The following is a 26,283-nucleotide window of genomic DNA, read 5'->3' as shown; positions in this document are numbered from 1 at the left end:
CTATCCCCCGTTGTTAGCCTTCCGCTACTTTTCTAGGGTAATAGTAAACCCAGGCGAACTAAATGTAGGCGACGGTCGCGGATTTTTTCAAACCACTCATTGGGCACTCATTGGGGACAGACTTATATGACTGAAACCACTCATTTAAGTCTGTCCCCAATGAGTGCCGGGACTGTCCCCAAGTGCCAGCAGGAAAGGAACGTCCCCAAGTGACGGGTTACGGCTAGGCGTGGGATTTGGCGTGTGCGAGGGCTAGGCCTACGGCGGCGATGGCGGCGGCGAAGAGCACGGTGACGCCCAGGTCACAGACGATGTCGCCCAACACGGCAGACGTCAGGTCCGAGGCAAGCGCCTTGCCGATCGCGTCGTTCACCCAATACGTCGGCACAAAGTGCGCCACCGTCTGCACGGCCGAGCCCATGAGCGACAGCGGCATCCAGGCGCCGCCCAAAAACGTCATGAGCATGCCGAGCAGGTTGCCCACACCGTTGAGCAGCTCCTCGCGCGCGCCCAGGCTCGACAGCGTAAAGCCAACGGCCAGCGGCGTGCACGCCAGGGCAAACGTTGCCGCCAGCGCCAGGCACACGCGACCCACGCCGACCTCGGCAACCGCGCTGGCAAAGCCCACGACGCCCATCATGCTCGACACGAGCCAGATGCAGACGGTGAGCACGGCGGCGGCCGCGAACACAGCGAGCGAACGCTGGCGCTCAGAGACCGGGCTGGCATCCATGCGGCGCACGCGCTCGGGCTCGTTCATGCCCGAAAACACCAGCCCCACCGACACGATGACCGACGAGGTGATCGCGTACGCGCCAAAGTTGAAGTACGACTCGAGCGTGGTAGCAGCAGTCGAGTCGACCTTGACCTGCTCGATCTGGACCTCCGCGCGCTTTGCGGCCGCGTGCTCGGCGGCCCTTGCGACGTCACCGTTGGAGGCAGCGGGTTCAAGCGCCGCCGCAGCGCCCGCGAGCGAGATCCAGCGCGAGGCCTCGGCGGACGAAAGCGCCGCCGCCATGGTGCCGGAACCATAGGTCACGTCGAGCTTGGGCAGGGCCTCCCCCGCACGGGCGGCTGCAACAAGATCGTCCTCAAACCCCTCCGGGATAAAGAACACGCAATCGGCACTGCCCTTGGCGCTGTTGCTCTTGGAGAGCGCGTCGGCAAGGTCGTATGTGTCGTCGCCGACGCCCGTGACCAGGTCAAAGCGTGAGCCCAGGTGCTTGGTAAGCGCCCGCGAAAGGTCGCTATTGTCGCGGTCGACCACGATCACGTTGGTGTCGTAGGGCTTGTACTCGGTAAGCTGCGACGAGTTCCAGCTCACCGAAGCCGCGATGAATACGCCCATGAGCGAGATGAACACCGTATAGATGAGCAGGTAGAACGGGTGCGCCAGCGCCATGCGAAGCGCGGTCTTAAAGGTGCTCATAGCGGCTCCTTCCAAAGATCAGCGTAGCGACGGCGACAAACACCAGGGCCATCAGGACGAGCGCGCCGGCGCGAACAGCGAAGGGCCCCAGGTCCTCAAAGAAATACAGGCGATTGAACATGTCGCAGATGAGCTTGACGGGGTTGAGCCAGCACTCGACCGGACAAGCGCGGGCGACGTCGTCGGCAAGCGCCATCGCCGGCTCGCCGTAGAGGCCGGCGAACAGGGCGCACGTGGTGGCAAAGCCCGTGAGGATGCCCGACTTGGATGCCTTGCCGCCCTTAACGGGAAGCGTGCCCACAAAAAGCCCCAGGCCCGTGGCGGCAAGCGCGGATGCAGCCCCGCCCAGCAGGCACAACCCCTCGCGCCCGCCAAAGTCGACGCCCACGACCAGGCGCACGTAGCCGATCGCAACCGCCATCGATGCAAAGGAAACCAGCCACGAGCCGACAAAAATGCCGGCCAGCGACGCCGTCTTGGAAAGACCGCCCACGCAGCGGCGCGCGCCGAGGCCGGACAGATTGGGCTGCAGATCGACGACGGCCAGGGCCGCAAACTCGGAAGACATCATCGCGACCAGGCCAAAGAGCGCGTAATAGTAGATGGTCGTACCGTCGGGCGTGGTGCGCGTAAGGCTCACGCGGCGAGTGCCGCCCTTAAGCGACAGGGCGCGCGCAACCGCCTCCGGGTCGGCGAGCGCCGCCGGGTTGTCCTGGGCAATCTGGCGCATGAGCTCGGCATTTTGCGTATACGAGCTCGCCACCGTCTCCAGGATGCTGCGGTCGGTGAGCACCGTACTGGCGCGCGAGCTATCGTAGCTCGAAAGCAACGTAAGCTTGGGCGTGCCCGCGGCATCAACCGTATAGATGCCCGCGACCTCGCCGGCCTTGAGCGCTTTGCGCGCGACAGCCAAGTCTTCGTACTCGCTCACATCGAGCAGCTGATCGTCGCCTGCCTTGGCAAGCGAAGCTGCCACGTCCTTAAAGGTCGAGGCATCCCAGGCCTCGTCCGCCACGACGGCAACCGGCACCGGGTCGACCGTGCCGTCGGAGCTGAGGTTCGCAAACATAAACATAAACATCGTGGAAAGCGCAATAGGAAAGAGAGCGCCCCAGACCCACGTGCTCGGCCGGCGCAGCAGCGTCTTGACCGTGGTGATGATGGTATTGAACATGGCCGCCCCCTAGTCGCGCAGCTCGCGGCCGGTGATCTCGAGGAACACGTCGTTGAGGGTCGGCGGTTCGGAATAGATGCGGCCGAGTGGCACGTCATGCGAGCGCAGCGCATCGAGAATGTCCGTCAGGTTGTGCGGGCTCGCTTCGCACGAAAACGTGAGCTGTCCCGCCGTTGCCGAAAGGTCCAGAACGTGCGGCAGGCTTGCGACGGCACCGAGCGCCGCACTCGGAACCTCGCCGACCTCGATTACAATCTTCTCGCCCATCTGAATCATGCGCTTGAGCTCGTCGTTAGTGCCCTGCGCCAGCACGCGCCCACCGTCCATGATCATGATGCGGCTGCAGATCTGCTCGACTTCCTCCATGTAATGGCTGGTATACACCACCGTGGCGCCCTCGTCGCGCAGGCGGCAGATGCCCTCCAGGATGGCGTTGCGGCTTTGCGGGTCGACCGCCACCGTGGGTTCGTCAAAAAAGATGAGCTCGGGCTTGTGCGCGATGCCGCAGGCAATGTTGAGACGACGCGCCAGGCCGCCCGAGAGCTTGCCGGGGCGGAACTTGGTAAAGTCGCCCAGGCCGACAAAGTCGATCGCCTCGTCCACCAGCGCGCGGCGGCGCTTGCGGTCGTTGACGTAGAGACTGCAGAAATAGTCGATGTTCTCGCGCACGGTGAGCTCGTCGAACACCGCCACCTGCTGCGGCACCACACCGATGCGGCGCTTGAGGTCGTAGCGGGCGGGCGTCATGCGCTCGCCGAACAGCTCGATGGTGCCCTTGTCGTAGGCGAGCAGCTGCAGGATGCAGTTGATGGACGTGGTCTTGCCCGAGCCGTTGGGGCCCAGCAGGCCAAAGATCTCGCCGGGGGCGATACTCAGGTTAAAGTGGTCGAGCGCAATAAGGTCGTCGTAGCGCTTAACGAGGTTTTCGACGTGGACGATGTCTGTCATGAGGCGGCCCTTCTGTTGCTTGCGGCCCGGTACGATTGCATCATCGCAGGAGCTGACGGCGCGCACCAGTGAGCTTTGTCACGAGTGCGGAGGTCTTGGTCGTGCGGCCTGCTGACGCGACCGCCCCGCCGCGTGGGAGGAATGTCACGCTTGCTCTGAGTGGCGCCTCCCCCGTGCGCGGCATCGCGTACAATACCCGTATGAACAGGCTATTCGACAAATCGATCGTGCTGGCGTGCTGCATCGCAGCCGCCACGGGCCTTGCTGTGGATGCTCGCCTGGTCGCGGCGTTTTGCCTTGGCGTTGTCATCGCCGCACTGGCCGAGGTCGCGCAGGGAGAACGCGCCCGTCGCGCCAGCGAGGCCGGCAGCTACGCCTACGTCATCGCGGCTGTCTTCGTGCCGCCGTTTGTGCCGTTCGCACCTCTCGCCCTCTATGACATCGCGCGACGCGTGCGCCGTGAACGCATCTGGCCCGCGCTGGCGATTGGCTCCGTGTTTGCCTGCGCACTTGCCACGGACCTTCGCTGCGGCGCGCTCACCACCCGAACGCTGTTGCTAACCGCCATCCTTTCGGTCGCCGCCACGTTGCTGTCACTGCGCACCGCGCAGCTGGAGCGCGAACAGGAACGCATGCGTCGCACCCGCGACAAGCTGCAAGAACGCGCCCTGGCACTCGAGGCACGCAACCGCGACCTCGCCGACCGCCAGGACTACGAAGTCGAGCTCGCGACGCTCGCCGAACGCGCCCGCATCGCGCGCGAGATCCACGATAACGTGGGCCACCAGCTCACGCGCGCTTCGCTTCAAACCGAAGCCCTGCGCGTGGTCCATGCCAACGAGCCCGGCGTTGCCGCCGATTTCGCCGACGTCAAATACACCGTTGACGAGGCGCTCCAGCTCGTGCGCGCCAGCGTCCACGCGCTCAACGACAACGCCGTCGACCTTTCCGTGCAGCTCGAACGCATTGTTGAAGGCGCGCGCTCGGACGGCGGTCCGCGGATTGAGCTTGAAGTTATGACCGAACATGCGCCCGCAAACGTCGCGAACTGCTTTGCGGCGGTCCTGCGCGAGGCGCTCTCCAACACCATGCGCCACGCTTGCGCCCATGCTGTCACCGTACGTTGCATGGAGCATCCGTCGTTTTACCAGCTCATCGTTACCGACGATGGCGCGGGCGGGGTTCAAGCAAGCGGCCAAGGCGCCGCGGAGGGCATGGGGCTCGCCTCTATGCGCGAGCGCATCGAGGCGCTTGGCGGCACCTTCACCGCCGGCCCGCGTGCCGGCGCCGGCGGCTGGCGCGTGTTTGCCACCGTTCCCAAACAGCAAGGAGATGATGGCCGATGAGGCTCATCGTTGTCGACGACGACCGCCTAGTGGTCGATTCGCTCAAGATTATCCTGGGCGCCCAGCCGCAGATCGAGGTGGTGGGCACCGGTGCCAACGGCAACGACGCAGTGGCGCTCTACGCTGAGCACTCGCCCGACATCACGCTGCTCGACATTCAGATGCCGGGACGAGACGGCCTATCGGCGGCGCGCGAGATCCTCGAGCGCGATCCTGCGGCGCTCGTGGTGTTCCTGACGACATTCTCGGATGACGAGTACATTGTGTCGGCGCTCAAACTGGGCGCCCGCGGCTACCTGATTAAAACCGATGTCGCCGCCATTCCTCCGGCGTTGGCGCAGGCCATGGATGGCAAACGCGTGCTCGAGGGCAAGGCGATCGAAGATGTTGACTTTGACGGGATGGGCGACAAGACGGGCACGCCCCGCCGGCCCGCAGCCTTTGCCAGCCTGACCGACCGCGAGTTCGAAGTCGCCGAGCTCATCGCCCGCGGCCTCGATAACAAGGAGATCGCTGCCACCGCCTATATGGGCGAAGGCACCGTGCGCAACCACATTAGCTCGATCCTAGCCAAAATGGGCCTGCGCAACCGCACGCAGATCGCCATCGCCTACCTGCGAGGGTAATTACCCAACAACCGACCACCCCGGCAAAGTAAAATGGCTGCCACCGATTTAATGCCATTTCAAAACTATGCCGGATTACTACGATGAATCGCCCGCCTTCGACCACGGCAAATTGCGCGCTTACAAAACCGCAGGTAGAACGCTTGCATTATTTAGAAAAATGCAGTCATGGTCGGGAATGTCGAATTCATCGTAGTAAACCGGCATAGTTTTGTTCGGGCGGCCCTGCACGAGTGCCTCCGCAAGCCTCGCGGGACCAAAATGATCCATTTTCCTCCACCCGCGGAAACCGGCTGACAGCGCCCGCCACGAAATCGGCCCATCTACTACGTTTGACTCAATATCCCCGACCATACCCGCTTTTCATGAAAAATCGCAGGCGTTCTACCTGCGGTTTTTATTTCGCATTACTTGCCATGGTTGAGGGTAGCGGCTTAAACGTAGTAGATGGGCCCATTTCATGGCAGACGGGTCATTTTCGGGCTGGACGGGTCGCGTGGCGGCCCGCACACGCGTTCACGCGCGGGGCCGGCGGGGCATTTTTGCCCCGCCGGCCCCTATTCCAGCGCTATACCAGCCCCATTCCAGCGCTACTCCGGCTTGGTTTCTACCGTGGGAGTCTTATCCGCCGCAACCGGAGTACGGGCGGTGTCCATAGTCAGGCAGTGCTTGGGGCAGCTTTCGATGCACTCGCCGCACACCACGCAGGCGTACGGGTCAATCAACCAGGTACCGCCCTTGCGATCGACCGCGAGCGCGCCCGCCGGGCAGCGACGCGCGCACATGCCGCAGCAGATGCACACATCCATGTCATTAACGATATGTCCGCGCAGGCGCTCTGGTGCCGTCAGCCCCTCCTGCGGATAGCACACCGTAACCGGCTGCTTGACCATAGAGCCCAAGGCCGTCTTGGCAAATGTCAGCAAACTCATGCCGCGCCTACCTTTCCGTGCAGCTAATGCAGGGGTCGATGGTCAGGATAATCATGGGCACGTTGGCAAGGAGCACGCCCTGCAGCGCATGTGTCAGACCCGCCAGGTTTTGCGACGTCGGCGTTCGCACGCGGAAACGGTCCAGGTTCTTGGTGCCGTTGCCGCGTACATAGTAGTACGCCTCGCCGCGCGGCTGTTCAATCACAACCTCGCCGCGCGCGCCGTCGGCCGGCGTAAGCTTGGTGCGCCCGCCGATGCCGTCGTGTGGAATCTTACCGGCAAGCTCCTTGATGATATCCATGGCCTGCGTGACCTCGGCGCAACGCACCTGGCAGCGGGCATAGCAGTCGCCGTCGGTCGCCACGATGGGCTCAAACGCGGCCAGATCCGCATAGGCGCCGTCGCCAAACATGCGCACGTCGTAATCCACGCCCGAGGCGCGCCCAAACGGACCGACCATCGAAAGCTCCAGCGCGTCTTTCTTGCTGATCACGCCCACGCCATGCAGACGCTCGCCACAGCTGTCGTCGTCCAAAAACGTATGCACCAGGGCCTCGTAGTCGGGGCGCATGGCGTCGAGCGTCTGGACAATGCCGGCCAGCTCGGAGTCCTCAATGTCGTGCTTAAGGCCGCCGATCTCGTTGATCGACAGAATCACGCGACCACCGCACGTGCTCTCAAAGATCTTGAGAATCTGCTCGCGCAGCGTCCACGAACGATAGAACAACGCCTCGAAGCCAAAGGCATCGGCGAGCAGGCCCAGCCACAGCAGGTGCGAGTGAATACGCGAAAGCTCATGCAGAATGGTGCGGATATACTGCACGCGGCCGGGCACCTCGATGTCGAGCATACGCTCGCAGGCGCTGGCATAGCCATAGCTGTGGCCCACGGCGCAGATGCCGCAGATGCGCTCGGCGATGTAGCCAAACTGGTGCATGTCGCGCTTTTCGGTGAGCTTCTCGAGTCCGCGGTGCACAAAGCCGATCTGCGGAATTGCCTCGATGACGCGGTCGTCCTCGATCACCAGGTCCAGATGAAGCGGCTCGGGCAGCACCGGGTGCTGCGGGCCAAACGGAATAACGGAGCGATGTGCCATGGACTTTACGCCTCCTTTTTCTGCTTGTCGCGGGCGGCCTTGGCGGCAAGCGCCGCGCGGACCTTGGCCGCTTTCTCGGGATCCATGGCGGCGAGCTTTGCCTCCATCTCGGCAGCCTTGAGCGCGGCCTTGGCGGCAGCTTCATCGTGCTGAGCATCGGAGCCGGCAGCCGCAGCGGGCTGAGCAGCGGCGCCCGCGGCATCGCCGGCGCTGGCAGCGCCCTCCCCTGCAGCAGCCGCAGCAGCGGCGGCCTTCTCGGCCGCGGCCTTGCGCGCCTTGGCCTCGGCAGCCGCGCGGACTTTCATGGCCTTCTCGCGCGCAGCCTTCACCTCGGGCGTGATAACGCTCATGGGCTCGGCAGTCGAGACCTGGTAGAAAAAGCCCTTAAAGTCGATCTGCATATCGGTGATGGCAAGACCGAATAGGTCGTGCACTTCGTTTTCAAACGGGAATATCGCCGGATAGTACGAGCTGATGGACGGAATCTCCTGGTACTGGTCGATACCCTCGACCATCAGATTCTCAATCGCATAGTTGCCGTCCTGCGCGATATGCTCCCGAGCAGCACGAACGTTGATAAACGTATAGACCAGGCGATACGATCCGTCGTCCACACAGCGCTCGGCGTGCATCTGCACAAAGCGGGCACCGAAGCCCTTGAGCGCCTGCACATGCGGCAACAGCTCGTCGATTCCGACGGTGGTATAGATTGCCTTTTGCATTACTCGGCCTCCTTTGCAGCGACGGGCGCACCGTCAGCCGCGCCTGCGTCGACACCGACCCCGGCCCCCGCAGCAGCCACGAACCCGTCCTCGCCCAGCTCAACGCCACCGTCCCAGGTTGCGGCACCGCCCACGGTGAGCGGGTCGCCGCCGGCGCGCATCACGGCTTCCTTCTGATCCAGGATGCCGCACGCCTCCACGATGGCATCGATCACCGTCTCGGGACGAATGGCGCACCCGGGCGCGTACACGTCCACGGGAATCGCGCGGTCCACGCCGCCGATCACGTTATAGGCATCGCGGAACACGCCGCCCGAACACGCGCAGATGCCGCAGGCCACCACGCACTTGGGCTCGAGCATCTGGTTGTAAATCTGGCGCACGACAGGCAAGTTCTGAGCGTTGACCGAGCCCGTCACCAAAAAGATGTCCGCATGCTTGGGGTTGCCGGTATTGACCACGCCAAAGCGCTCCGCATCGAACAGCGGCGTGAGCGAGGCCAGCACCTCGATATCGCATCCGTTGCAGCTCGAGCCGTCGTAATGAATAACCCACGGCGAGCGCGACATTTTATGATCCATGGATGCCGCCTCCTAAATAAACACGTCGACGAGGATGGGCATAAGGTTGAGCAGGCCAAACACCAGCGCCACGCCCCAGCCGAGCTTAAAGCAGCTGCGCCAGGTGCTGCGTGCGAAGGTGTTGTCGATCAGCACCTCGACAAAATACGTCGCGGCCATCACGACCAGGGCTACGACCCAGCTCACCGGGTTGTCCCAAACAAAGAACATGCCCACCCACATCAAAAACAGCACGGTCTCGCACCAGTGCATAAGGGTCATCTTGGCCAGCGTGCCGCCGCTCATCTCGGTGGCGACGCCCTGGACAATCTCCTGATGCGCGTGATGCGAGTACGAAAGGTCAAACGGCGACTTGCGCAGCTTGATGGTGAGCACCGCAAGCAGCGCCAGGAAAATGGGCGCACTGTACACGATGATGGGCGCCGACTGCCCGGTCACGGCGATGGAATCGAAGCTATCGGTGGCGAGATACAGGCCCACGCTCATCAGCAGAACGGCGGGCTCGTAGCTCATAACCTGCAGCAACTCACGATCGGCGCCAACCTGGGCAAACGGGCTTTGCGTCGAGGCGGACGCCAACACCACAAAGATCGCGGCGAGCGTCACCATAAAAGCGCACAGTAGCGTGTTAGAGCCCGACACAAAGATGCCGCCGCCCACGACGGTAAAGATGAGCGCGCACGCCATATAGGTATCGTCCATGGTGTTTACGCTGGCAGGGGCTTTGCGCAGCAACTTGGCAACGTCGTAGAAAGGCTGGAGCAGGCGCGGGCCCACGCGGCCCTGCATACGGGCCGAAAGTTTGCGGTCAACGCCGTCGATCAGGCCACCAACCAAAGGCGCCAGCAGGGCAAACACCACGGTACCAATAAATATGCCCACGACGCCCGAACCTTCGAAATACTTGCCGCGCAGCACCGAGGGCGCGCTCATGGCAAGTCTCTCGGGTCCAATCCACGCGCAACACAGCAGCGCAAACAAGATAATGCTGCAGCACACAACGCTACCCACGGGGCTAATACGCTTCTCGCCAAGGGCGTCCTCCGAGTACCAATTGCGCTTTTCGGCCTTCACCTCGTGTCCCATCGAGCCGCGGAAATGGCGATATTTGTCGGTTCCCACGCCCGAAAGATATACGTTGACGTGCGGTTTGTTGCTCACGCGGAATGAAGTCAGCAGCACCACGGCGATAAACGCCACGATAACCACCATCAGATACATGGCGTCCTTGCCAATAACGTACGGCACACGGCCAAACACCATGGCCAAGTAAGGCGACACCAGACCGCTCGAGATAACCGGGAACGCCACGCAGCACAGAATCAGCAGCGCGGCGATGGTGTTGAGCGCCATCCACTCGGTCTTATGGACATTGACCTCAACGTTTTGAGCCGTGGGGTCGACGCCCGAAAGCTTGGCAAGCCACTTGCCCCAGAAGAAGAACGTCGTGGCCGAGCCAAAGGCAAGCACCATGATCATGAGTACGTTGCCGGTCTGTGCAAACGCCACCAGGGCGCCCCACTTGGACACGAGCATGCCAAACGGCGCCACAAACATGCCCATGATGCCCAGCATCATCAGGCGCGTCAGGTGAGGCATGCGGCTGAACATGCCGTCCATGTCCTCGATATTGCGGCTGCCGATATGATGCTCGGCCGTGCCCACGCACAGGAACAGCAACGACTTGGCCACCGTGTGGAACAGGATCAGGAAGATGGCCGCCCATACGGCCTCGGGCGCACCGACACCCAAGCAGGCGCTGATGAGACCCAAGTTGGAAATGGTGGAGTACGCGAGCACGCGCTTGGCGTTGCTCTGCGAGATGGCCATGAGGGCAGCGAGCAAAAACGTGATGGCACCCACACTCGTGACCATAAAGCCGGTTACGGGATAGATGGCATAGAGCGGGCTCAGCTTGACCATTAGGAACACGCCGGCCTTGACCATGGTTGACGAGTGCAGCAGGGCGCTCGTGGGAGTAGGGGCAACCATGGCGCCCAACAGCCAAGTGTGGAACGGCATCTGTGCGGCCTTGGTGAGTGCGGAGAGCGACAACAGGATGACCGGCATCACCAGCAGCGCGGATTGCGCGGTTCCGGCGCCGGAAAGCTCGATCATGCCCGAGATGGTCAGCGGCATGCCGTTGACGTGCAGATACATGAGTCCGGCCAAAAACGCGATACCGCCCAGCATGTTGAGGATGATCTGGATGAAGGCGTTCTTGATGGCCTCGGGCGTGCGCGTGTAGCCAATCATAAGGAACGAGCACACGGTAGTGATTTCCCAGCCGCAGAACAGCCACTCAAGGTTGTCGCTCGTCACGATGACGAACATGGCTGAGAGGAACAGGAACATGAGCGCCAGGAACTGCGGGCGTCGGTCGGGCGCGGTCTGCCCGCGCAGCGCAGCCTCGTGCTCATCGTGCGCTTGGAAGTCCTTCATGTAGCCCAAGGCATACACGCAGATTAGGCTGCCGACAATGCCGACGGCGAGGACCATGATCACGCTCATGTAGTCTAGGTAGAGCGGCGTCGCCGTGACGGCTTCGGCCGCGGGCAGCGTCATGGCTGCAAAGGCGAGCGAGCCCACCAGCTGGACTATGCCGAGCACCGTGGTGAGCGCGTTCCCATATTTGAACGCGTTGTACAGGATAACGGCGCACAGAATCACGTCGATGGCGGAGCTGATGATCGAGAGCACATGCGAGGTGCCGGGGGCAACCTCAAAGCTCTGCGGACCCGTGCCAAAAAACATGACGGCGACTACAACTGTCACCGCCATAATAATGCCGGAACCTATGAGCCCCACCGCATCGCGGGCGCGGTCACCGCGCGCGAGCAGCATGCCCAGCGCCGGTACCAGCGGAAACAGGGTAAGGAAATACAGTAGCGTCATACCATCACTCCCCCATGCAAAAACGCTGCAATTGTTTAACGTTATAGCTCAGTTGAGGAGTAGCGGCGGCGGGTTTTCGGTCAACTGGGGAGTTTTAGGCGTACGGGGTAAGGAGTCTGTCCGCTTTGGAGCAGAGAGGCGACGCTCCCCCTATCGCGGCGGCAGGCGCACGGGCCACTGCGCGCGGTTTATTAACCACTTTGGAGGATGTTCCAGTAGGCTCACGACGGTCCAAAAAGTTGGCGCGGCAAGAAAAATGCGCCCCTGTGGGCGCACCATCCCGTTCGCTATTCCGCCTTTTTAACGCGCGGCTTGCGACCGCGCGGCTTATCAACCAGCGCGGACTCACCGCTCTCGCGATACTGGCGGCACCAAGCCTTGACCGAAGACTCACTGGGAATCTTGTGCTTGATCATGGCCTCGCGAACCGTTAAGCCGTTTTCCAAGCGGTCCTTGACCACGGCGAGCTTAACTTCGTACGAATAGGTGTGATGATGCGAACCGGCGTTGAGAACGGCGTCGGCACCGCCTACGGCATACGCGCGGGCCCACTGACGAGCCGTGGCCTGGGGAATGCCAAGCTCCGCGGCGAGGGCGCGATGACCGACCCCCTCTTGGAGGATCTCGACGGCGCGCTGCCTAACCTCGGGCGCATGCGTGCGAGTCCTAGTTGCTTCCGACATACCTGCCACTTCTTAGCCTTAACCGTTAATCTGCTTTCTTGCGTGCAAGTTAGATAGTAGCATTTTACTGTTTGCTCAAAGCAGTTAATTAAAATAGACGCGGTGTTATCTGGGCATTTGGCACCAATTTACGACATTTCTTTATCGATTATTTACGCTGGTAGCTGGCTCGCAGCTAATCGTCATTCGCTTGTCAACAAAATTGACATCTCTTTATGTCCTTTGGCATAGAGGATATAGTTATTAACCCCTCCCCCAATAATTTTGAGCAATCGGCAAGGCAGTAGACGTCCTTACTCCTCATGATTACCGCGCATTGCCATCCACCGGAGCAAAACAAAAAGGGCGGGGCCTGCTGCGCTTGCAGGCCCCGCACCGGTTGACACCCGACGGGACGCAGCCGGGCGAGGCGGATCCGTGCTACCGCCCCGCCCCGCCCCGCCGCGATGTTAGCTACAGCTCGTTGGCCGCGTGATACGCCGTGCGGATGGCGCTCGCAATATCGGCGGTGCGCTCGCCCGAGCAGTCGCCCACGCAGGTCACGGGCACCGTCACGCCGTCCAGGTCAAACGCGTTGGCCTTGGAGCCCACGGCCATCACCACGTAATCGCAGGCGATCTTCACCGGCTCCTCGGCGCCGTCCTCGGTGGTACGAACAGCCTCCACGCCCTCGTCGGTAATGGCGGTCAGGCGGGTCTTAACGTGCTGCTCCACGTTGTGCTCTGCAAAGTCGCTCATAATCAGCGGCAGAATGGTCTCGGACTCGCCTGCGGCAATCTTGTCGAGCATCTCGACGATCGCCACCTCGCAGCCGTGCTGCAGCAGGTACTCGGCAGTCTCGGTGCCCACCAGGCCACCGCCAATGACGGCGACGCGCCCGCTGAGCTCCACCTTGCCGGCCAGCACGTCCCAGCTCGAGACGACCTTGTCCGAGTCGGCACCCGGAACGGGGATGACCACGTCGTGCGCGCCCACAGCCACAATCGCGGCGTCGGCGGCGTTGAGATCCGTGGGGTTAGCGGCATGGTTGAGCTCAACCTTCACGCCCAGGCCGGGCAGAATCTTCTCGTAATACTCCACCGAGCGCATGATCTCGTCCTTGCGCGGGGGCGCGGCTGCCAGCACAATCTGGCCGCCCAGATGATCGCTCGCCTCGTAGACGGTCACGTCGTAGCCGCGTTTGGCCGCCACGCGCGCGGCCTCCAGGCCGGCGATGCCGCCGCCCACCACGGCGATCTTCTTGTCGCCCTCACCCGGTTTAATGGCGATGGTCGCCTCGTCGCCGTTCTCGGCATTGAGCACGCACGAGATGTACTTGCGGTTTTGAATCGCGTCGACGCAGCCCTTGTTGCAGTTGAGGCACTCGCGGATGGGCTCGCCCGTGGCGGCCTTCAGCGCAATGTCGGGGTCGCACATGAGCGAGCGGCCATAGGCGATAATGTCGGCCGCGCCGTCCTCAAGAATCTTCTCGCCGGCCTCGACCGAGACAACGCGGCCGACGGTTGCCACCGGCACGGAGACCAGGGCCTTGACGCGCTCGGCCACGGGCAGCGTCCAGTTGTAGGGCATGGCGCCCATGGGCGGAATGGTGTCGCCCATGTTACCGGTGTGGTTGGCCTGCGCGACCTGGATCATGTCGATGCCCGCGCCCTCGAGCAGCTTGGCAAACTCGCAGGCCTCGTCGGGCTGCAGACCGCCCTTGCCGCGCGGCGTGCCGTCGGGGTTCTCCATGATCACGGGGAGCTTGTACTCCACCATCAGCTGCGGCGCGACTTCCTTAATGGCAGCGACGACCTCCAGCGCGTAGCGAACGCGGTTCTCGAACGAGCCACCGTACTCGTCGGTGCGCTGGTTGAGGATGGCGGAGCACAGCGAGCCCACCAGGCGGTCGCCGTGGACCTCGATGGCATCGATCCCAGCCTGCTGTGCGCGGGCGGCCGAGGCGGCGATGGCCTCCTTGATCTGGGTGAGTTGCTCCACGGTGGCCTCGTTCACAAAGTGCTGCATGTCGTGGTGCAGCTTGGCGTAGGCCTGCTTGCGAATCTCGTTGGACTCGGCCATCTTGGCGGCAAAGGTCTCCTCGTCGCCGGCGGCCTTGGCCTCCTGCGCGGCCTTGGCGGCGGCCATGGAGCCCATGACCATGCGGCCGACGCCGGGGACGTCGTACTCGGGGTGGAACAGCTGCAGCGCGACCTTGGCGCCGTGCTTATGGACGGCGTCAGCCAGCGCCTTAAACGTGGGGATCTGGGCGTCAGTCGCCAGCTTGGGCGTGGGGCTCGCGGTCATAACGGGAGCGACGTCGCCGATGACGATGTAGCTCACGCCGCCACGGGCCAGGCGCTCGTAAAAAGCCAGGCTGCGCTCGCCAATGGAACCGTCGCGCTCCTCGTAGCCGGTGGTCAGCGGCGGGAACATAATGCGGTTTTTAAGCTCAAGGGGGCCAACCGTAATGGGCTGGAGCAGTTTGGATGCGGGTGCGGTCATGGACATTCCTCTCTTGTAGGCGCGGCGGCGATGTTGCCGCGTAGTTGTCTAGAGGATATGACATGGGAGCACGGCGACGCAACGTAAATCGGCGAATATCAGGTGGCGGCAGGTGGATGGGGCAGGGCGGCCCGTTGGTTATTTCAATCTGTAACAGTTACACGGCAAAACCGGGGTCTACCTGTTACAAATCGAGACATTCCTCTCAACCCATCCTCAACAATCTAGATCTGTAACAGCTAGGCCCACTTTTGACCCCTACCTGTTACAGATTGAGACAAACCAAACCCGCCTGCCAGTAAATCTCAATCTGTAACAACAATTCGGCAAAATCCGTCCCTCGTGTTACAGATTTAGACAAACGGGACCCAACCCACCGGTATATCTCGATCTGTAACACCTGACCGTCCAAATCGGGTCTAGATGTTACAAATCGAGTTTTTGTTTGAGAGGTTGGGAATTGGGCTGAGAGAACAGTCCCGGAATAACAAAAAAAGCTCGTCGGCTAGGCCGACGAGCTGCAAGTTCTTGGTCGCGGGGGCAGGATTTGAACCTACGACCTCCGGGTTATGAGCCCGGCGAGCTACCAGACTGCTCCACCCCGCAATGTCTGGGCGCCTCATGTGCGCAAGAAAGAATATTACGTGGGAGTTCGGTAAACGGCAAGGAAAATCTCATAGAGCATAATTCCTTCATATTTAAAACCCCTCAGCCCATATCGCCGTGAACGAATCGCAGCCGAGCGCCGCCGGCGGCGCGTATACAATGGTGCGCGTCCTTTTACGCCGACACCGGGAGTAGACATGCTGCTCGCTATCGATATGGGTAACACGCAGACGGCCATGGGTCTGTTTGACGGAGACGAGCTGGTGCAGTCGTGGCGCATGCCCACCGACCGTTCCTACACCGCCGACGAGATCCACGTGCGTCTGATGGGCTTCTTTAAGATGTACGACCTCTCGCTCGGCGCGGTCGACGCGATTGCCTTTGCCGGCGTGGTGCCGCAGCTCTCGCGCGAGTGGCACGCCGTGGCCAAGCGCATCGCGGCAGACGCCATCGTCATTGGGCCGCAGACTGCCGCCGTGACCAAGCTGCGTGCAGCGCGCCCCCAGGCCGTGGGTGCCGACCGCGTCGCCAACGCCGTTGCGGCCGAGACTTTCTACGGCGCGCCGGCAATCGTGGTGGACTTTGGCACCGCGACCAATATCGACGTCATCGACGAGGACGGCTATTACATTGGCGGGGCGATTGCGCCGGGCATCCGCATCTCCATGGACGCGCTTGCCGCCCGTGCCGCCAAGCTCGCCAGCGTGCCGCTCGAGGCGCCCGAGCACGCCATCGGCCGCGATACCGAGGAGTGCATCAAGGTCGGCGCCGTGGTGGGCGCCGCCGCCATGGCCGAGGGCTTGGTCGCGCGCATGAAGCGCGAGCTGGGCCGCGAGGACGCCACCGTTATCGCCACAGGCGGTCTCGCCGGCATCGTCGCCGATTCGACCGATGCCTTCGACATAGTCGACGGCCAACTCACCATCAAAGGCATCTGCGAAATCTACCGCCGCATGCAGGAGTTAGCGTAGGCTCTGGCGAAGCCGAGACGCTACAGCCCGCGAATTCGTACAGCCTCGGGCGGAAACTCCTGCTCGCCGGCATCGGTCTTGATGGTCGCGCGGCCCCAGATGTCCAGGCCCGCAAACACACCGACCGCAAGCGGCAAGCCGTTGGGAGACACCGCCGCAACCTGGCGGCCCAGCAGCGGCACCATGTCGAAGTACTCGCCCAGCACGGGAGCCAGCGGCCCTGCGGCGCCTTGCGGCGTGTTGGCAACAACCGCCCAGGCGTCCACGCGGGCCAGCACGGCGGCGGCCAGCGTCTCGACCAGCGCTTCGTCAGCCACGTCCACACCAAGCTCGCTCAGCGCCGAACGCTCAATATCCACCGTCACGGCACCGAACATGCCCGCAGCACCGGCACCGCCGTTCACGGCAACACGCGCGAGCGACGTCTCAAACGCAGGCGCACCGCACACGATATCGCTCGGCCACTGGATACCCACCTTACCGGCAAGGCCCAACCCCGGCGTCGAAGCCGTGCCCACAAGCGCGTCCATCATGCCCATAGCCGCCACAAACGGCAGGCCGTGGAAGGCATGCATGTTCACATCGGGGCGCACGACCAGCGAAAACATCAGCGATGCATCGCCCGCGCTCCACGCGCACCAGCCCGCGGACATGCCCTCGCGGCCCGCGTCGCGCGCCGCGTCGAGCTCGGTGCCAGCGGCAACAGCATTCATCTCGATCATCTACATACGCCCCAATTCGCCCACGATATGGCCCACGCGGTCCTCGGGCTCCTTGACCTCGACGCCGTTGTAGCGGAAGAACCGCGCCGGGTCGTGCATCAGGTCCTCGAGCGGCACCAGCACAAAATCGCGTTCGCCGATCAGCGGATGCGGCAGGCGCAGCTTTTTGCCGCCGTGGGTCTCGCCGTCCATCCACAGCAGGTCCAGGTCGATGGTGCGCGGACCGTTGGCCTTGGCCTTTTTGGAGCGGTCGCGCCCCAGCTCGACCTCGATCTTCATGAGCTCGTCGAGCAGCACCAACGGCGCCAGCTCGGTCTTAATCTCGATGACAGCGTTGGCAAACGCGTCCTGGCGCGTCTCGTAGGCCGGCTCGCTCTCGTAGATCTTGGAGGAGTTGGACACGCAGGTGAGCGGAATCTCGGCGATCATGTCGCGCGCGGCGCGGATGTTGTCGCAACGATGCCCCAGGTTGGAGCCCACGGCCACAAACGCACGGCGCGGCTGCGGCTTGGCGACGGCCCAGTAACCGTTCAGGAACTGCGCAAAACCCGCGGCGTCGTGCACGCGCACGATGTTGGCACCGGCCTGGATGGCGCCCAGGCACACGCCAAACGTGGCGGCATCGCGCGCGGCGGCCTCGGTCACGCCCGAGACAGCGCCCACAAAACGCTTGCGCGACACGGCGCACATGAGCGGATAGCCCAGTGACGCCATCTTGGCAGTCTCGCGCTGGATGACGATGTCCTCGTTAGCCGACTTACCAAAGCCCGGGCCAGGATCGATGCAGATGCGGTCGCGCGACACGCCGGCATGGATGAGTGTGCGGGCCTGGTCGGACAGAAAGCCCATGACGCGGCGCATGATGGGCGCCGAATCGGGCAGGGTAAAGCGGCGGAGCTGAGAGGTGGGCACGTAGGCCTCCTCGCGGCGGGCGCTGCGGCGCATCATGGCGGCCAGGCGGTCATTGGACTCCGATTCGGCCTCGGTGGCTGCGGGCGCGGCCTCGGGTGCGGGCGCGACGGTCTCGGCGGCAGCAGCCCGCTCGGCGGCGGGCGTCTCCTGCTCGCTTGCAGGCTCGGACGTGGGCTCCGGCTCGCCAAACGGCAGTGAGGGCTGTACCACACCGCCCGGAAGCTTGGCCTCAACCTTGGGCTCGCCCAGCAACTTGCCGCGACGGCGACGGGCCGGCTTCTCGGCCTCGCGCGCGGCCTCGGCAGCCGCTTCGCGTGCCTTCTCGGCAACAAACGCCGCAGCCGAGGTATCGAGCTGCACCGTTGCGTGCGTGCGGGCGGGCGCGGCGACCTCGCCGGCATGCATCACGATGACGCCGCAGGTGCTCGTCTTAACGAACTCGACCATCTTGGGATCAGTGAAGCCCGTCACGTCGTTGACGATCGAGGCGCCGCAGCGCACGGCCGCCTTGGCAACCGCCACATGACGCGTGTCGATCGAGACGATGGCGCCCTCCTTGGCCAGCGCGCGCACCACGGGCAGCACGCGGCGAGCCTCCTCGTCGGGGTTGACCGGGGTAAAACCAGGGCGCGTGGACTCGCCGCCCACGTCGATGATGTCGGCGCCGGCGTCGAGCATCGCCAGGCCGTACTCGATGGCGGCATCGGGGTCGAAGTGCTCCCCGCCATCGCTAAACGAATCGGGCGTCACGTTGAGGACGCCCATGATGCGCGGACGGTCAAAGCTGAGCTCGTACTTTCCGCACCGCCATGTCTTGCTGTCGTTCGCCATGAGCATCCTCCTAAAATGCCCACGCCGCCGAGCTTGGGGAGCTGGCGGCGGGGTCGCTTTGCACTCAGTCTTTCTATTGTATCCGCGCGCGCGGGCTAGAACGCAAACGTGGCCGCGATGTCGCAAGAAATCAGCAGGTCGGCATTTGCATCCTGATCGGTGGGAGCAAGGTTGCATATGGCCAGCGTATCGCCGGTAAAGTATCGCGTAAGGCCTGCCGCCGGATACACCACGAGCGAGGTCCCGCCTACAATGAGGGCATCGGCCGCGGCGATGGCGGCAACGGCACCGGTCAACACATGCTCGTCGAGCGGCTCTTCGTAGAGCACTACATCGGGCTTGATGCGGCCGCCGCACGCGGGGCACGCAGGCACGCCCGCGGCATCCTCGTGCTCGCGCGAGCAAATCCACTCGGCGCTATAGACCGCGCCGCACGACTGGCAAATGTTGCGATGGACCGATCCGTGCAGCTCGAACACGCGCTGTGAGCCGGCCATCTGATGCAGGCCGTCGATATTTTGCGTCACTACGGCGTCGAGCTTGCCGGCGCGCTCCAGCTCGGCTAGCTTGGTGTGGCAGCGGTTGGGCTTAGCGTTAAGCGCGATCATCTTGGTGCGGTAAAAGTCGAAGAACTCGGCAGGATGCGCCTCGTAAAAGCTATGCGACAGCATGGTCTCGGGCGGATAGGCAAACTGCTGGTGATACAGGCCGTCCACACTGCGGAAATCGGGGATGCCGCTCGCCGTGGAAACACCGGCGCCGCCAAAGAACACCACACGCTTGTGGGTACCGAACAGCTCCGCCAGTGCGGCGGAGGCCTGCTTGGGGTCCGATATTGCCTGCGTCATATGAGTCCTCCGTCCTTGTTGGTCGGGCAGCGTCGGGCGACATCCCGGCATGCGGCCTTTGAGTCAGCACGCGCGGAGCCCACCCCGCCCCTGTTGCGCTAATCTTAAGCCTGCAAACCCCGTCGAAAGGACACCATGCCTCAGACTTACACTTTCGCCTCGTGGAACGTCAACGGCCTGCGCGCCGTGCTCAAAAAGGACCCAAGCTTTATCCAGATCGCGCAAGAACTCGACGTCGATATCCTGGCGCTGCAGGAGACCAAGCTGCAGGAGGGCCAGGTCGATATCGACCTGCCCGGCTATCACCAAACTTGGAGCTACGCCGAGCGTAAAGGTTATTCGGGCACTGCGGTCTTTAGCCGCCAGGAACCGCTGCGCGTGCTGCGCGCCGACGCACTGCTACCCTACGCTAGCGAGGGCGATGAGGCCGAGCTCGTCGCCCAGGCCGCAACCGAGGGCCGCGTCTGCGCGCTCGAGTTCGACAAGTTTTGGTTTGTCGACGTCTATACGCCCAACGCCCAAAATGAGCTCGCGCGCATCGATGTACGCATGGCCTGGGACGATGCCTATCGTGGCTTTTTGAGCGCACTAGAGCGCGAGACCGGCAAGCCCGTGGTGACCTGCGGCGACTTTAACGTGGCACACGAGGAGATCGATCTTAAGAACCCCAAGTCCAACCGCGGCAACGCAGGCTTTTCGGACGAGGAGCGCGGCAAGTTTACCGAGCTGCTCAACGCCGGCTTTACCGATACCTGGCGCGCGGCAAACCCCGACGTCGAGGGCGTCTACAGCTGGTGGAGCTATCGCTTTAATGCCCGCAAGAACAACGCCGGCTGGCGCATCGACTACTTCCTGGTAAGCGACGCAATCACCGACAACGTACGCGACACCGGCATCCGCGGCGACATCTTCGGCAGCGACCACTGCCCCGTCACCCTCACGCTAGAGCTCTAGCCCCCAAATGATCCCCCGGGGACGAAGGAATACAGATCACTTTTGCCCGCGCAAGGGGCGCCCGCGTGACCCCGTCCGCCACGAAACCAGCCCATCTACTACGTTTAAGCCACTACCCTCAACCACAGCGAACAACGCAAAAAGAAAACCGCAGGTAGAAAGCCTGCGGTTTTTCATAAAACGCGGTCATGGTCGGGGGTATCAAGCTAAACGTAGTAGATGGGCCAGTTTCGTGGCAAGCGCCGTCAACTGATTTCCTGGGGACATCTGGAGACGGAAGAAAATGGATCAATTTGGCTCTCTGGGGGCCACGATGCCCGTCGTATCAGCCGGCCATTTTAAAACTATGCCGGTTTACGGGGCTGAATCGCGAACCCCCAGCCATGCGCAATTCCGTAATAATAAAACCGCAGGTAAACGGCTTGCTCTATTTTGAAAAAAGCCGGTATGGTCGGCCTGCGCCAATCTAGCCCCGTAAACCGGCATAGTTTTAAAATGGCACTTCGGCAGTATTGATTCCCGCTCCGACGCAACCAGCCTTACAGCCCGTATTTCACGACGACACGGTTAATGCGGCGACACCAGGGCTTGTACAGGGCGACCAAGAACACGCAGGTCGCGAGGCCGTGTGTGATATCGAACGGCACCGCCGTGGCAAGACGCGCCACGGCACCCGCCCAGGTAAGCGGCTGCACAAAACCAATGATGTCATACGCGTTGATCACGACGCCATAGAGCAGGCCCGACGCAAAGCCGTACGCCAGCAGTGCTGGCATGCGCACGGTGCCGTCGGCGCGGTCGAACGCACCCGCATACGTCAGCGCACCGCCAACGTATCCCACGAGCCCCCAAGCATACATCTGCCACGGCGTCCACATGCCCTGTCCAAAAAAGAAATTGCTGGTCAGCGCAGCCAGCGCGCCAACCATAAAACCATTGCGGCGACCAAGCGTCGCCCCCGCGATAATGGCGATGGCGCTCACCGGTTTAAAGTCGGGAATGGGCCCAAACAGGATGCGCCCCGCCGCCGCCAGCACCGCCAGCACCAGCGTGGGCATAATCTGGCGCAAACCCGGACGAGATGCCTCGTAACCCGCAAAGAACAGCGCAAGCACCAACGCCACCACAACCAGCATGGCCAACGCTGCCTGCTCAACACCCGCCAGCAACGCGGCAGCCATCACCGCCGGCACCGCCAACAACAGCGGGATCTCCAGTTTTGCAAGCAAACGCGAGAAACGACAGTCCGTCATCCCATCACGCCCTATAGAACACGTTGTCGGCAAAGAAGTCGGCCGGCGGCTCCATGCAGGCAATCTCGCCGTCAAACATCATGGCGACGTCGTCGGCTACCTGCTCGGCAAAGTCCAAATCGTGCGTAGCCATGATGACGGTGCCGCCAGCCTTCGCATGGTCACGCAGGGCGCGGGCGATGATGCGGCGGCTGAACAGGTCTAGACCCTTGGTGGGCTCATCGAGCAATAGCAGTTCGGGGCCGATTAGCAGCAGTTTTGCCAATGCAAGCAGTTGACGCTGCCCGCCCGAAAGATCGTACGGATGGCGTCCATCCAGACCCGACAACCCCAAGCTCGCCGCACGCTCCCGCGCCAAGTTCTCGTCATATCCGCAGGTCGAGGCCCATTCCATCAGCTCATCGCGAACCGTCTCGGCAACCAGCAATGCTTTGGGATTCTGAGGCAGCAGCGCCGCCGAGGCCGCTCCGCGCACCATGCGGCCGCGCTGCAGCTTGGCGGTCTTCGCCAGCACCGAGAGCATCGTCGACTTGCCGCAGCCGTTACCGCCAACAACCGCATGCACCGCACCGGCCGAAAACGACGCATCGAGCCCACGCAACACCCAGCCGGACGCTCGATCGTAGCGAAACCAACCTTCCGACAGGATGGTAGCCGACCCAGCGTGCATTTTTTGGAGTATTCTACTTCCATCCGTGCGCGAGAAGGCTTCCAAGCCGTTCTCGAGCGACGTTTGCGCCACAAATTCGGACGATTTGTCCAATTCTGAACTTTTTTTCGCGCTCGATACGTCCCCGGGCGGCTCCAGAGAGCCCAAATTGTCCTCACGCCTGCTGAATACTCCGTTTTTTGCACATCGGATGGCACCCCACCCCAACGTGTCATCGGAAAACAGCGATTCTCGGCGTCCCAAAGATGCCATATCCGCCGCCTCGCGCACGCGGCCATCCTCAATCCGGTACGCACACGTCGCGTATTCGAGCATTGGGCGCGGCTGATGCGTCGCCACAACAACCGTGCAGCCCAGCTCGCGATTTACACGAAACAGCGCGTGCAGGAAATTCTTCTCCGCAACCGGATCAAGCTGAGACGTGGGCTCGTCGAGTAGCAGCACACGCGGACGCAGCGCCAGGACGGCGGCAAGCGACAGCAGCTGCTTGCGGCCACCCGAAAGCGTATCGGTATCACGATGAAGCCAGTCCTCCAGACCAAAGAAATAGCTGGTCTCGGCAACACGGCGGCGCATCTCGTCGCGCGACACACCCAGATTCTCTAGGCCAAACGCCATCTCATGCCACACGGTCTCGCACACAATCTGGTTCTCGGGATCCTGGAACACATAGCCCACGCGCTCCGCCGATGCCCGCACATCCATGTCGGCGACGTTCTCGCCCAGCACGCGCAGTTCGCCAGTGCGCTCGCCCGCCGGAGCGATCTCGGGTTTGAGCAGAGACAGCAGCGTCGACTTACCCGATCCGGTACCGCCAACAAGCAGCGCAAATGCACCTTGGGAAACAGACCAGTCGAGCCCCTCGAGCACCGCAGCATCAGCATCGGGGTAGGCAAAGCTCAGGCTCCGCACCTCAATCGCCGGCATATCCGGGCCGCACGCCGCGCCCGACACCGGGCCCCTATCCAACCGAGCCATCAGCCAAACCTCTTCTCATCACTCGCGTGCAACGCGCAAGGCAGCACCATCCAGGCAGCGTACACAACATAGCCCGGCCACGGCGCCGGCACCAAGAGCTGAGGATAAAACGAATACTGCGTCGTCGCGGTCCACGCCACTGTCACCGTGACCACGCCAAACAGTGCAAGCCCAACCAGCGCGGCAACATCGCCGCGCCCCAGCCGATACCGCGCATACGTCGTACGACGCGTCGCGGCACCCCACCCGCGCGAGCGCATCGCGTCCGCGCGCTCCAGCGAATCTTCCATGCCCCAGCCCATCAACACACTCGATGCCCGCAGGCGCGATCGCACGGGATCGGTGGGCGCACGCCCCGGTACATCGATCGCGTCCTGCACCGCCAGCACCGTGCGGCCGCGACGCAAAAACTGTGGGATAAGCCGCATGCACATCGAGATCATGAGCGCGACCACCGGCGCGGCGTTGCCAAAAAGCGCAAGTACCTTGTCGTATTCGAGCATCGACGCCGCGGCCTCAAACCACAGCACGCTCGCCACAAACAGCCCGCCCATGCACAGGCCGTAAACCATGCTCTCCAGATACACCGCGCGCATGCCAATACGGAACAGCTCCGTCGAGCCCGATGCACTAAACAGCGGATTGAGCACCGCGATAATCAAAATCACCGGCAGCTGCCAGCGAAGCGCCCCCAACGTGCGCGCAGCACCGCGCGTCGCAAGCCCGTACGCCAGCCCGCCCGCAAGCGACAGCGCGATCAGCACCGGCTGCATCGAGAACATGGTGAGCCCCAACGTCAGCACCATGTAGAGCGCCGGCACCGCCGGATGCGACATCGAAAATGCCCCCACGGACTCGGCGCCCGAACCCTCTCGCATGTTGTCCATAGGCATCCCCGCCCTCCCGCCAAATCACCGACGCCGAAGCACTGCCGGCACCACCCGCAACCAGCGCAAACGCCACACCGCCGGCCCAAACCTCAGCTGCCGCGCGCCAATCGTTACGCGCTCATCATATGCCTGCGGTATCATATTGCGCCGTGTATCGTTTCCAAACACACGTCTCTATAACGTAACAGGAGATCACATGGACGCAACCGCAATTATCCTCGCCGCCGGCGAGGGCACCCGCATGAAGTCGAACCACTGCAAGGTTTCGCACAAGATCCTGGGTAAGCCCATGGTCCAGTGGATCGTCGACGCCACCATCAAGGCCGGCTGCAGCCGCGTCGTGGTCGTCATCGGCAGCCACGCCGACGAGATGCGCGCCCTCATCGATGGCGCCTACGCCAACGGCGCCACCAAGGTCGAGTGCGTCGAGCAGACCGAACGCCTGGGCACCGGCCACGCCGTAAAGGTCGCGCTCGAGGCCTGCGGCATCACGCAAGGCCCCGTCGTCGTGCTTAACGGCGACCTGCCGCTCATCACCGCCGACACCGTCGCCAAGTTCGCGCAGACCGTCGCCACCGGCGAGCTCGCCTGCACCGTCATGACCATGACCCCGCCCGACCCCTTCGGCTACGGCCGCATCAAGCTGGGCGCCGACGGCCAGATCGAGCGCATCATCGAGCAGAAGGACTGCACGCCCGAGCAGGCCGCCACGCTGCTGGAGTGCAACGCCGGCTGCTACGCCTTCGACGGCGCGCAGCTTGCCGCCCACATTAACGAGATCGGCAACGACAACGCGCAGTCCGAGTACTACCTGCCCGACATGCTCGAAATCCTCAAGGGTCACGGCCAGGCAGTCTCCATCTTCCACTGCGACGACTACCGCGACGGCCTGGGCGTCAACAGCCGCATCCAGCTCGCGCAGCTCACCGCCATCGCGCGCGACCGCATCAACGAGCACTGGATGGCCGAGGGCGTCACCTTCATCGACCCCACGCAGGCTTGGATCGGCCCCGATGCCGTCATCGGCCGCGACACCATCGTGTGGCCGCAGACGCACCTGATCGGCCACGTCACCGTGGGCGAGGAGTGCCAGCTCGGCCCCAACAGCCGCCTCACCGACACCACTGTCGGCAGCGGCTGCACCATCGATGAGACCATCGCCATCGAGGCCGTCATCGAGAACGGCGTCGACTGCGGTCCGCGCGCCTACCTGCGCCCGGGCACCCATATGCTCGACGGCTCCAAGGCCGGCACGCATGTGGAGATTAAGAAGTCCACGATCGGCGAGGGCTCCAAGGTGCCGCACCTGTCCTACATCGGCGACACCACCATGGGCTCCGGCGTCAACGTGGGCGCGGGCTCTATCACCTGCAACTACGACGGCGTCCACAAGCACAAGACCGTCATCGGCAAAGATGCCTTCATCGGTTCCGACACCATGATGGTCGCGCCCGCCCAGATTGGCGACGGCGCACTCGTGGCCGCCGGCTCCGTCATCACCGAGCCGGTCCCGGCCGACGCACTCGGTCTGGGCCGCGCCCGTCAGGTAAATATTGAGGGCTGGGCCGCCGATTATCGCCGCCGTCTGCACGAGGACGACGAGGCATAACGTTTCGCCAAGCACAAAAGGAGCTGTTCCATGGGGACGGCTCCTTTTTCTATCGTGACCTGCGCGACCGGATGAGTGGTCGGTTCGTGTCCGTTGACGGTAAAGACGTTATCAAGACCCGAT

Annotated in this window: 21 protein-coding genes and 1 tRNA gene; 5 read left to right on the top strand and 17 right to left on the bottom strand. The window is 62.9% G+C overall.

The window, feature by feature from the left end:
• Window positions 1–223 precede the first annotated feature (223 nt).
• From DWY51_RS02690 to DWY51_RS02680, 3 genes are read right to left on the bottom strand one after another with little or no spacing between them, the layout of a single operon-like run.
• On the bottom strand, window positions 224–1,429 hold the full coding sequence (locus DWY51_RS02690) for an ABC transporter permease (RefSeq protein ID WP_117769771.1): 1,206 nt from the start codon (window positions 1,427–1,429) through the stop codon (window positions 224–226).
• A complete protein-coding gene (locus DWY51_RS02685) occupies window positions 1,416–2,603 on the bottom strand; it encodes an ABC transporter permease (RefSeq protein WP_117769770.1) in 1,188 nt (395 codons plus the stop codon). The genes DWY51_RS02690 and DWY51_RS02685 overlap by 14 nt, the downstream gene beginning before the upstream one ends.
• A gap of 9 nt (window positions 2,604–2,612) precedes the next feature.
• On the bottom strand, window positions 2,613–3,551 hold the full coding sequence (locus DWY51_RS02680; protein ID WP_055251488.1) for an ABC transporter ATP-binding protein: 939 nt from the start codon (window positions 3,549–3,551) through the stop codon (window positions 2,613–2,615).
• A 200-nt stretch (window positions 3,552–3,751) separates the two neighbouring features.
• Here DWY51_RS02680 and DWY51_RS02675 point away from each other — a divergent pair, with 200 nt between their 5' ends.
• Both DWY51_RS02675 and DWY51_RS02670 read left to right on the top strand, forming a co-directional pair.
• A complete protein-coding gene (locus DWY51_RS02675) occupies window positions 3,752–4,897 on the top strand; it encodes a sensor histidine kinase (RefSeq protein WP_147333351.1) in 1,146 nt (381 codons plus the stop codon).
• On the top strand, window positions 4,894–5,523 hold the full coding sequence (locus DWY51_RS02670) for a response regulator transcription factor (protein WP_117769768.1): 630 nt from the start codon (window positions 4,894–4,896) through the stop codon (window positions 5,521–5,523). Before DWY51_RS02675 ends, DWY51_RS02670 begins: the two co-directional genes overlap by 4 nt.
• Before the next feature lie 590 nt (window positions 5,524–6,113).
• Here the strand turns inward: DWY51_RS02670 and DWY51_RS02660 are convergent.
• The 8 genes from DWY51_RS02660 to DWY51_RS02625 form a co-directional block, all read right to left on the bottom strand.
• A complete protein-coding gene (locus tag DWY51_RS02660) occupies window positions 6,114–6,455 on the bottom strand; it encodes a 4Fe-4S dicluster domain-containing protein (RefSeq protein WP_117769766.1) in 342 nt (113 codons plus the stop codon).
• A gap of 7 nt (window positions 6,456–6,462) precedes the next feature.
• Window positions 6,463–7,551 carry a nickel-dependent hydrogenase large subunit gene (locus tag DWY51_RS02655; RefSeq protein WP_117769765.1) on the bottom strand — a complete coding sequence of 363 codons (1,089 nt, stop codon included), beginning with the start codon at window positions 7,549–7,551 and terminating at the stop codon, window positions 6,463–6,465.
• Window positions 7,552–7,556: 5 nt separating this feature from the next.
• Window positions 7,557–8,273: an NADH-quinone oxidoreductase subunit C gene (locus DWY51_RS02650; RefSeq protein WP_117769764.1), complete on the bottom strand. Its 717-nt coding sequence runs from the start codon at window positions 8,271–8,273 to the stop codon at window positions 7,557–7,559.
• The gene (locus DWY51_RS02645; protein ID WP_117769763.1) at window positions 8,273–8,854 is read right to left on the bottom strand and encodes an NADH-quinone oxidoreductase subunit B family protein; all 582 of its coding nucleotides are present in this window, start codon (window positions 8,852–8,854) and stop codon (window positions 8,273–8,275) included. Before DWY51_RS02645 ends, DWY51_RS02650 begins: the two co-directional genes overlap by 1 nt.
• A gap of 12 nt (window positions 8,855–8,866) precedes the next feature.
• Entirely contained in the window at window positions 8,867–11,749 is a 2,883-nt protein-coding gene (locus DWY51_RS02640; protein ID WP_117769762.1) for a proton-conducting transporter membrane subunit, read from the bottom strand.
• A 287-nt stretch (window positions 11,750–12,036) separates the two neighbouring features.
• A complete protein-coding gene (locus DWY51_RS02635) occupies window positions 12,037–12,432 on the bottom strand; it encodes a helix-turn-helix domain-containing protein (protein ID WP_089573462.1) in 396 nt (131 codons plus the stop codon).
• A gap of 453 nt (window positions 12,433–12,885) precedes the next feature.
• Window positions 12,886–14,916 (bottom strand): bilirubin reductase, long form, encoded by a 2,031-nt coding sequence (gene bilR, locus DWY51_RS02630; RefSeq protein WP_233504601.1) that lies wholly within the window; start codon window positions 14,914–14,916, stop codon window positions 12,886–12,888.
• A gap of 529 nt (window positions 14,917–15,445) precedes the next feature.
• Window positions 15,446–15,522 (bottom strand) — tRNA-Met (locus DWY51_RS02625).
• Between the two features lie 197 nt (window positions 15,523–15,719).
• Here DWY51_RS02625 and DWY51_RS02620 point away from each other — a divergent pair.
• Window positions 15,720–16,493: a type III pantothenate kinase gene (locus DWY51_RS02620; protein ID WP_117769760.1), complete on the top strand. Its 774-nt coding sequence runs from the start codon at window positions 15,720–15,722 to the stop codon at window positions 16,491–16,493.
• A 20-nt stretch (window positions 16,494–16,513) separates the two neighbouring features.
• Here the strand turns inward: DWY51_RS02620 and DWY51_RS02615 are convergent, their stop codons facing one another.
• The 3 genes from DWY51_RS02615 to DWY51_RS02605 all read right to left on the bottom strand — a co-directional run bounded on the left by DWY51_RS02615 (window position 16,514) and on the right by DWY51_RS02605 (window position 19,806).
• Entirely contained in the window at window positions 16,514–17,215 is a 702-nt protein-coding gene (locus DWY51_RS02615; protein WP_117769759.1) for a hypothetical protein, read from the bottom strand.
• Window positions 17,216–18,958, bottom strand: coding sequence for a dihydropteroate synthase (gene folP, locus DWY51_RS02610; protein WP_117769758.1), 1,743 nt, complete (start codon window positions 18,956–18,958; stop codon window positions 17,216–17,218). It abuts the gene before it with no gap.
• A 95-nt stretch (window positions 18,959–19,053) separates the two neighbouring features.
• A complete protein-coding gene (locus tag DWY51_RS02605) occupies window positions 19,054–19,806 on the bottom strand; it encodes an NAD-dependent protein deacylase (RefSeq protein WP_117769757.1) in 753 nt (250 codons plus the stop codon).
• Between the two features lie 135 nt (window positions 19,807–19,941).
• Here DWY51_RS02605 and DWY51_RS02600 point away from each other — a divergent pair, with 135 nt between their 5' ends.
• Window positions 19,942–20,760: an exodeoxyribonuclease III gene (locus DWY51_RS02600; protein ID WP_117769756.1), complete on the top strand. Its 819-nt coding sequence runs from the start codon at window positions 19,942–19,944 to the stop codon at window positions 20,758–20,760.
• A gap of 539 nt (window positions 20,761–21,299) precedes the next feature.
• Here DWY51_RS02600 and DWY51_RS02595 read toward each other — a convergent pair.
• From DWY51_RS02595 to DWY51_RS02585, 3 genes are read right to left on the bottom strand one after another with little or no spacing between them, the layout of a single operon-like run.
• The gene (locus tag DWY51_RS02595) at window positions 21,300–22,013 is read right to left on the bottom strand and encodes a DUF6580 family putative transport protein (protein WP_117769755.1); all 714 of its coding nucleotides are present in this window, start codon (window positions 22,011–22,013) and stop codon (window positions 21,300–21,302) included.
• 4 nt (window positions 22,014–22,017) lie between these two features.
• Window positions 22,018–23,661 carry an ABC transporter ATP-binding protein gene (locus DWY51_RS02590; RefSeq protein ID WP_117769754.1) on the bottom strand — a complete coding sequence of 548 codons (1,644 nt, stop codon included), beginning with the start codon at window positions 23,659–23,661 and terminating at the stop codon, window positions 22,018–22,020.
• Window positions 23,661–24,548 (bottom strand): energy-coupling factor transporter transmembrane component T, encoded by an 888-nt coding sequence (locus DWY51_RS02585; RefSeq protein ID WP_233504600.1) that lies wholly within the window; start codon window positions 24,546–24,548, stop codon window positions 23,661–23,663. Before DWY51_RS02585 ends, DWY51_RS02590 begins: the two co-directional genes overlap by 1 nt.
• Before the next feature lie 199 nt (window positions 24,549–24,747).
• On the opposite strand from DWY51_RS02585, the gene glmU reads away from it, so the two are divergent.
• Window positions 24,748–26,160, top strand: a complete 1,413-nt coding sequence (gene glmU / locus DWY51_RS02580; RefSeq protein ID WP_117769753.1) for a bifunctional UDP-N-acetylglucosamine diphosphorylase/glucosamine-1-phosphate N-acetyltransferase GlmU — start codon at window positions 24,748–24,750, stop codon at window positions 26,158–26,160.
• Window positions 26,161–26,283: the final 123 nt, after the last annotated feature.

Origin of the sequence: Collinsella sp. AF25-2LB (assembly GCF_003458415.1) — a bacterium.
Taxonomy (GTDB): Bacteria; Actinomycetota; Coriobacteriia; order Coriobacteriales; family Coriobacteriaceae; genus Collinsella.
Note: the sequence above shows the minus strand (reverse complement) of the source record. Positions and strands in the feature narration are given on the sequence as shown.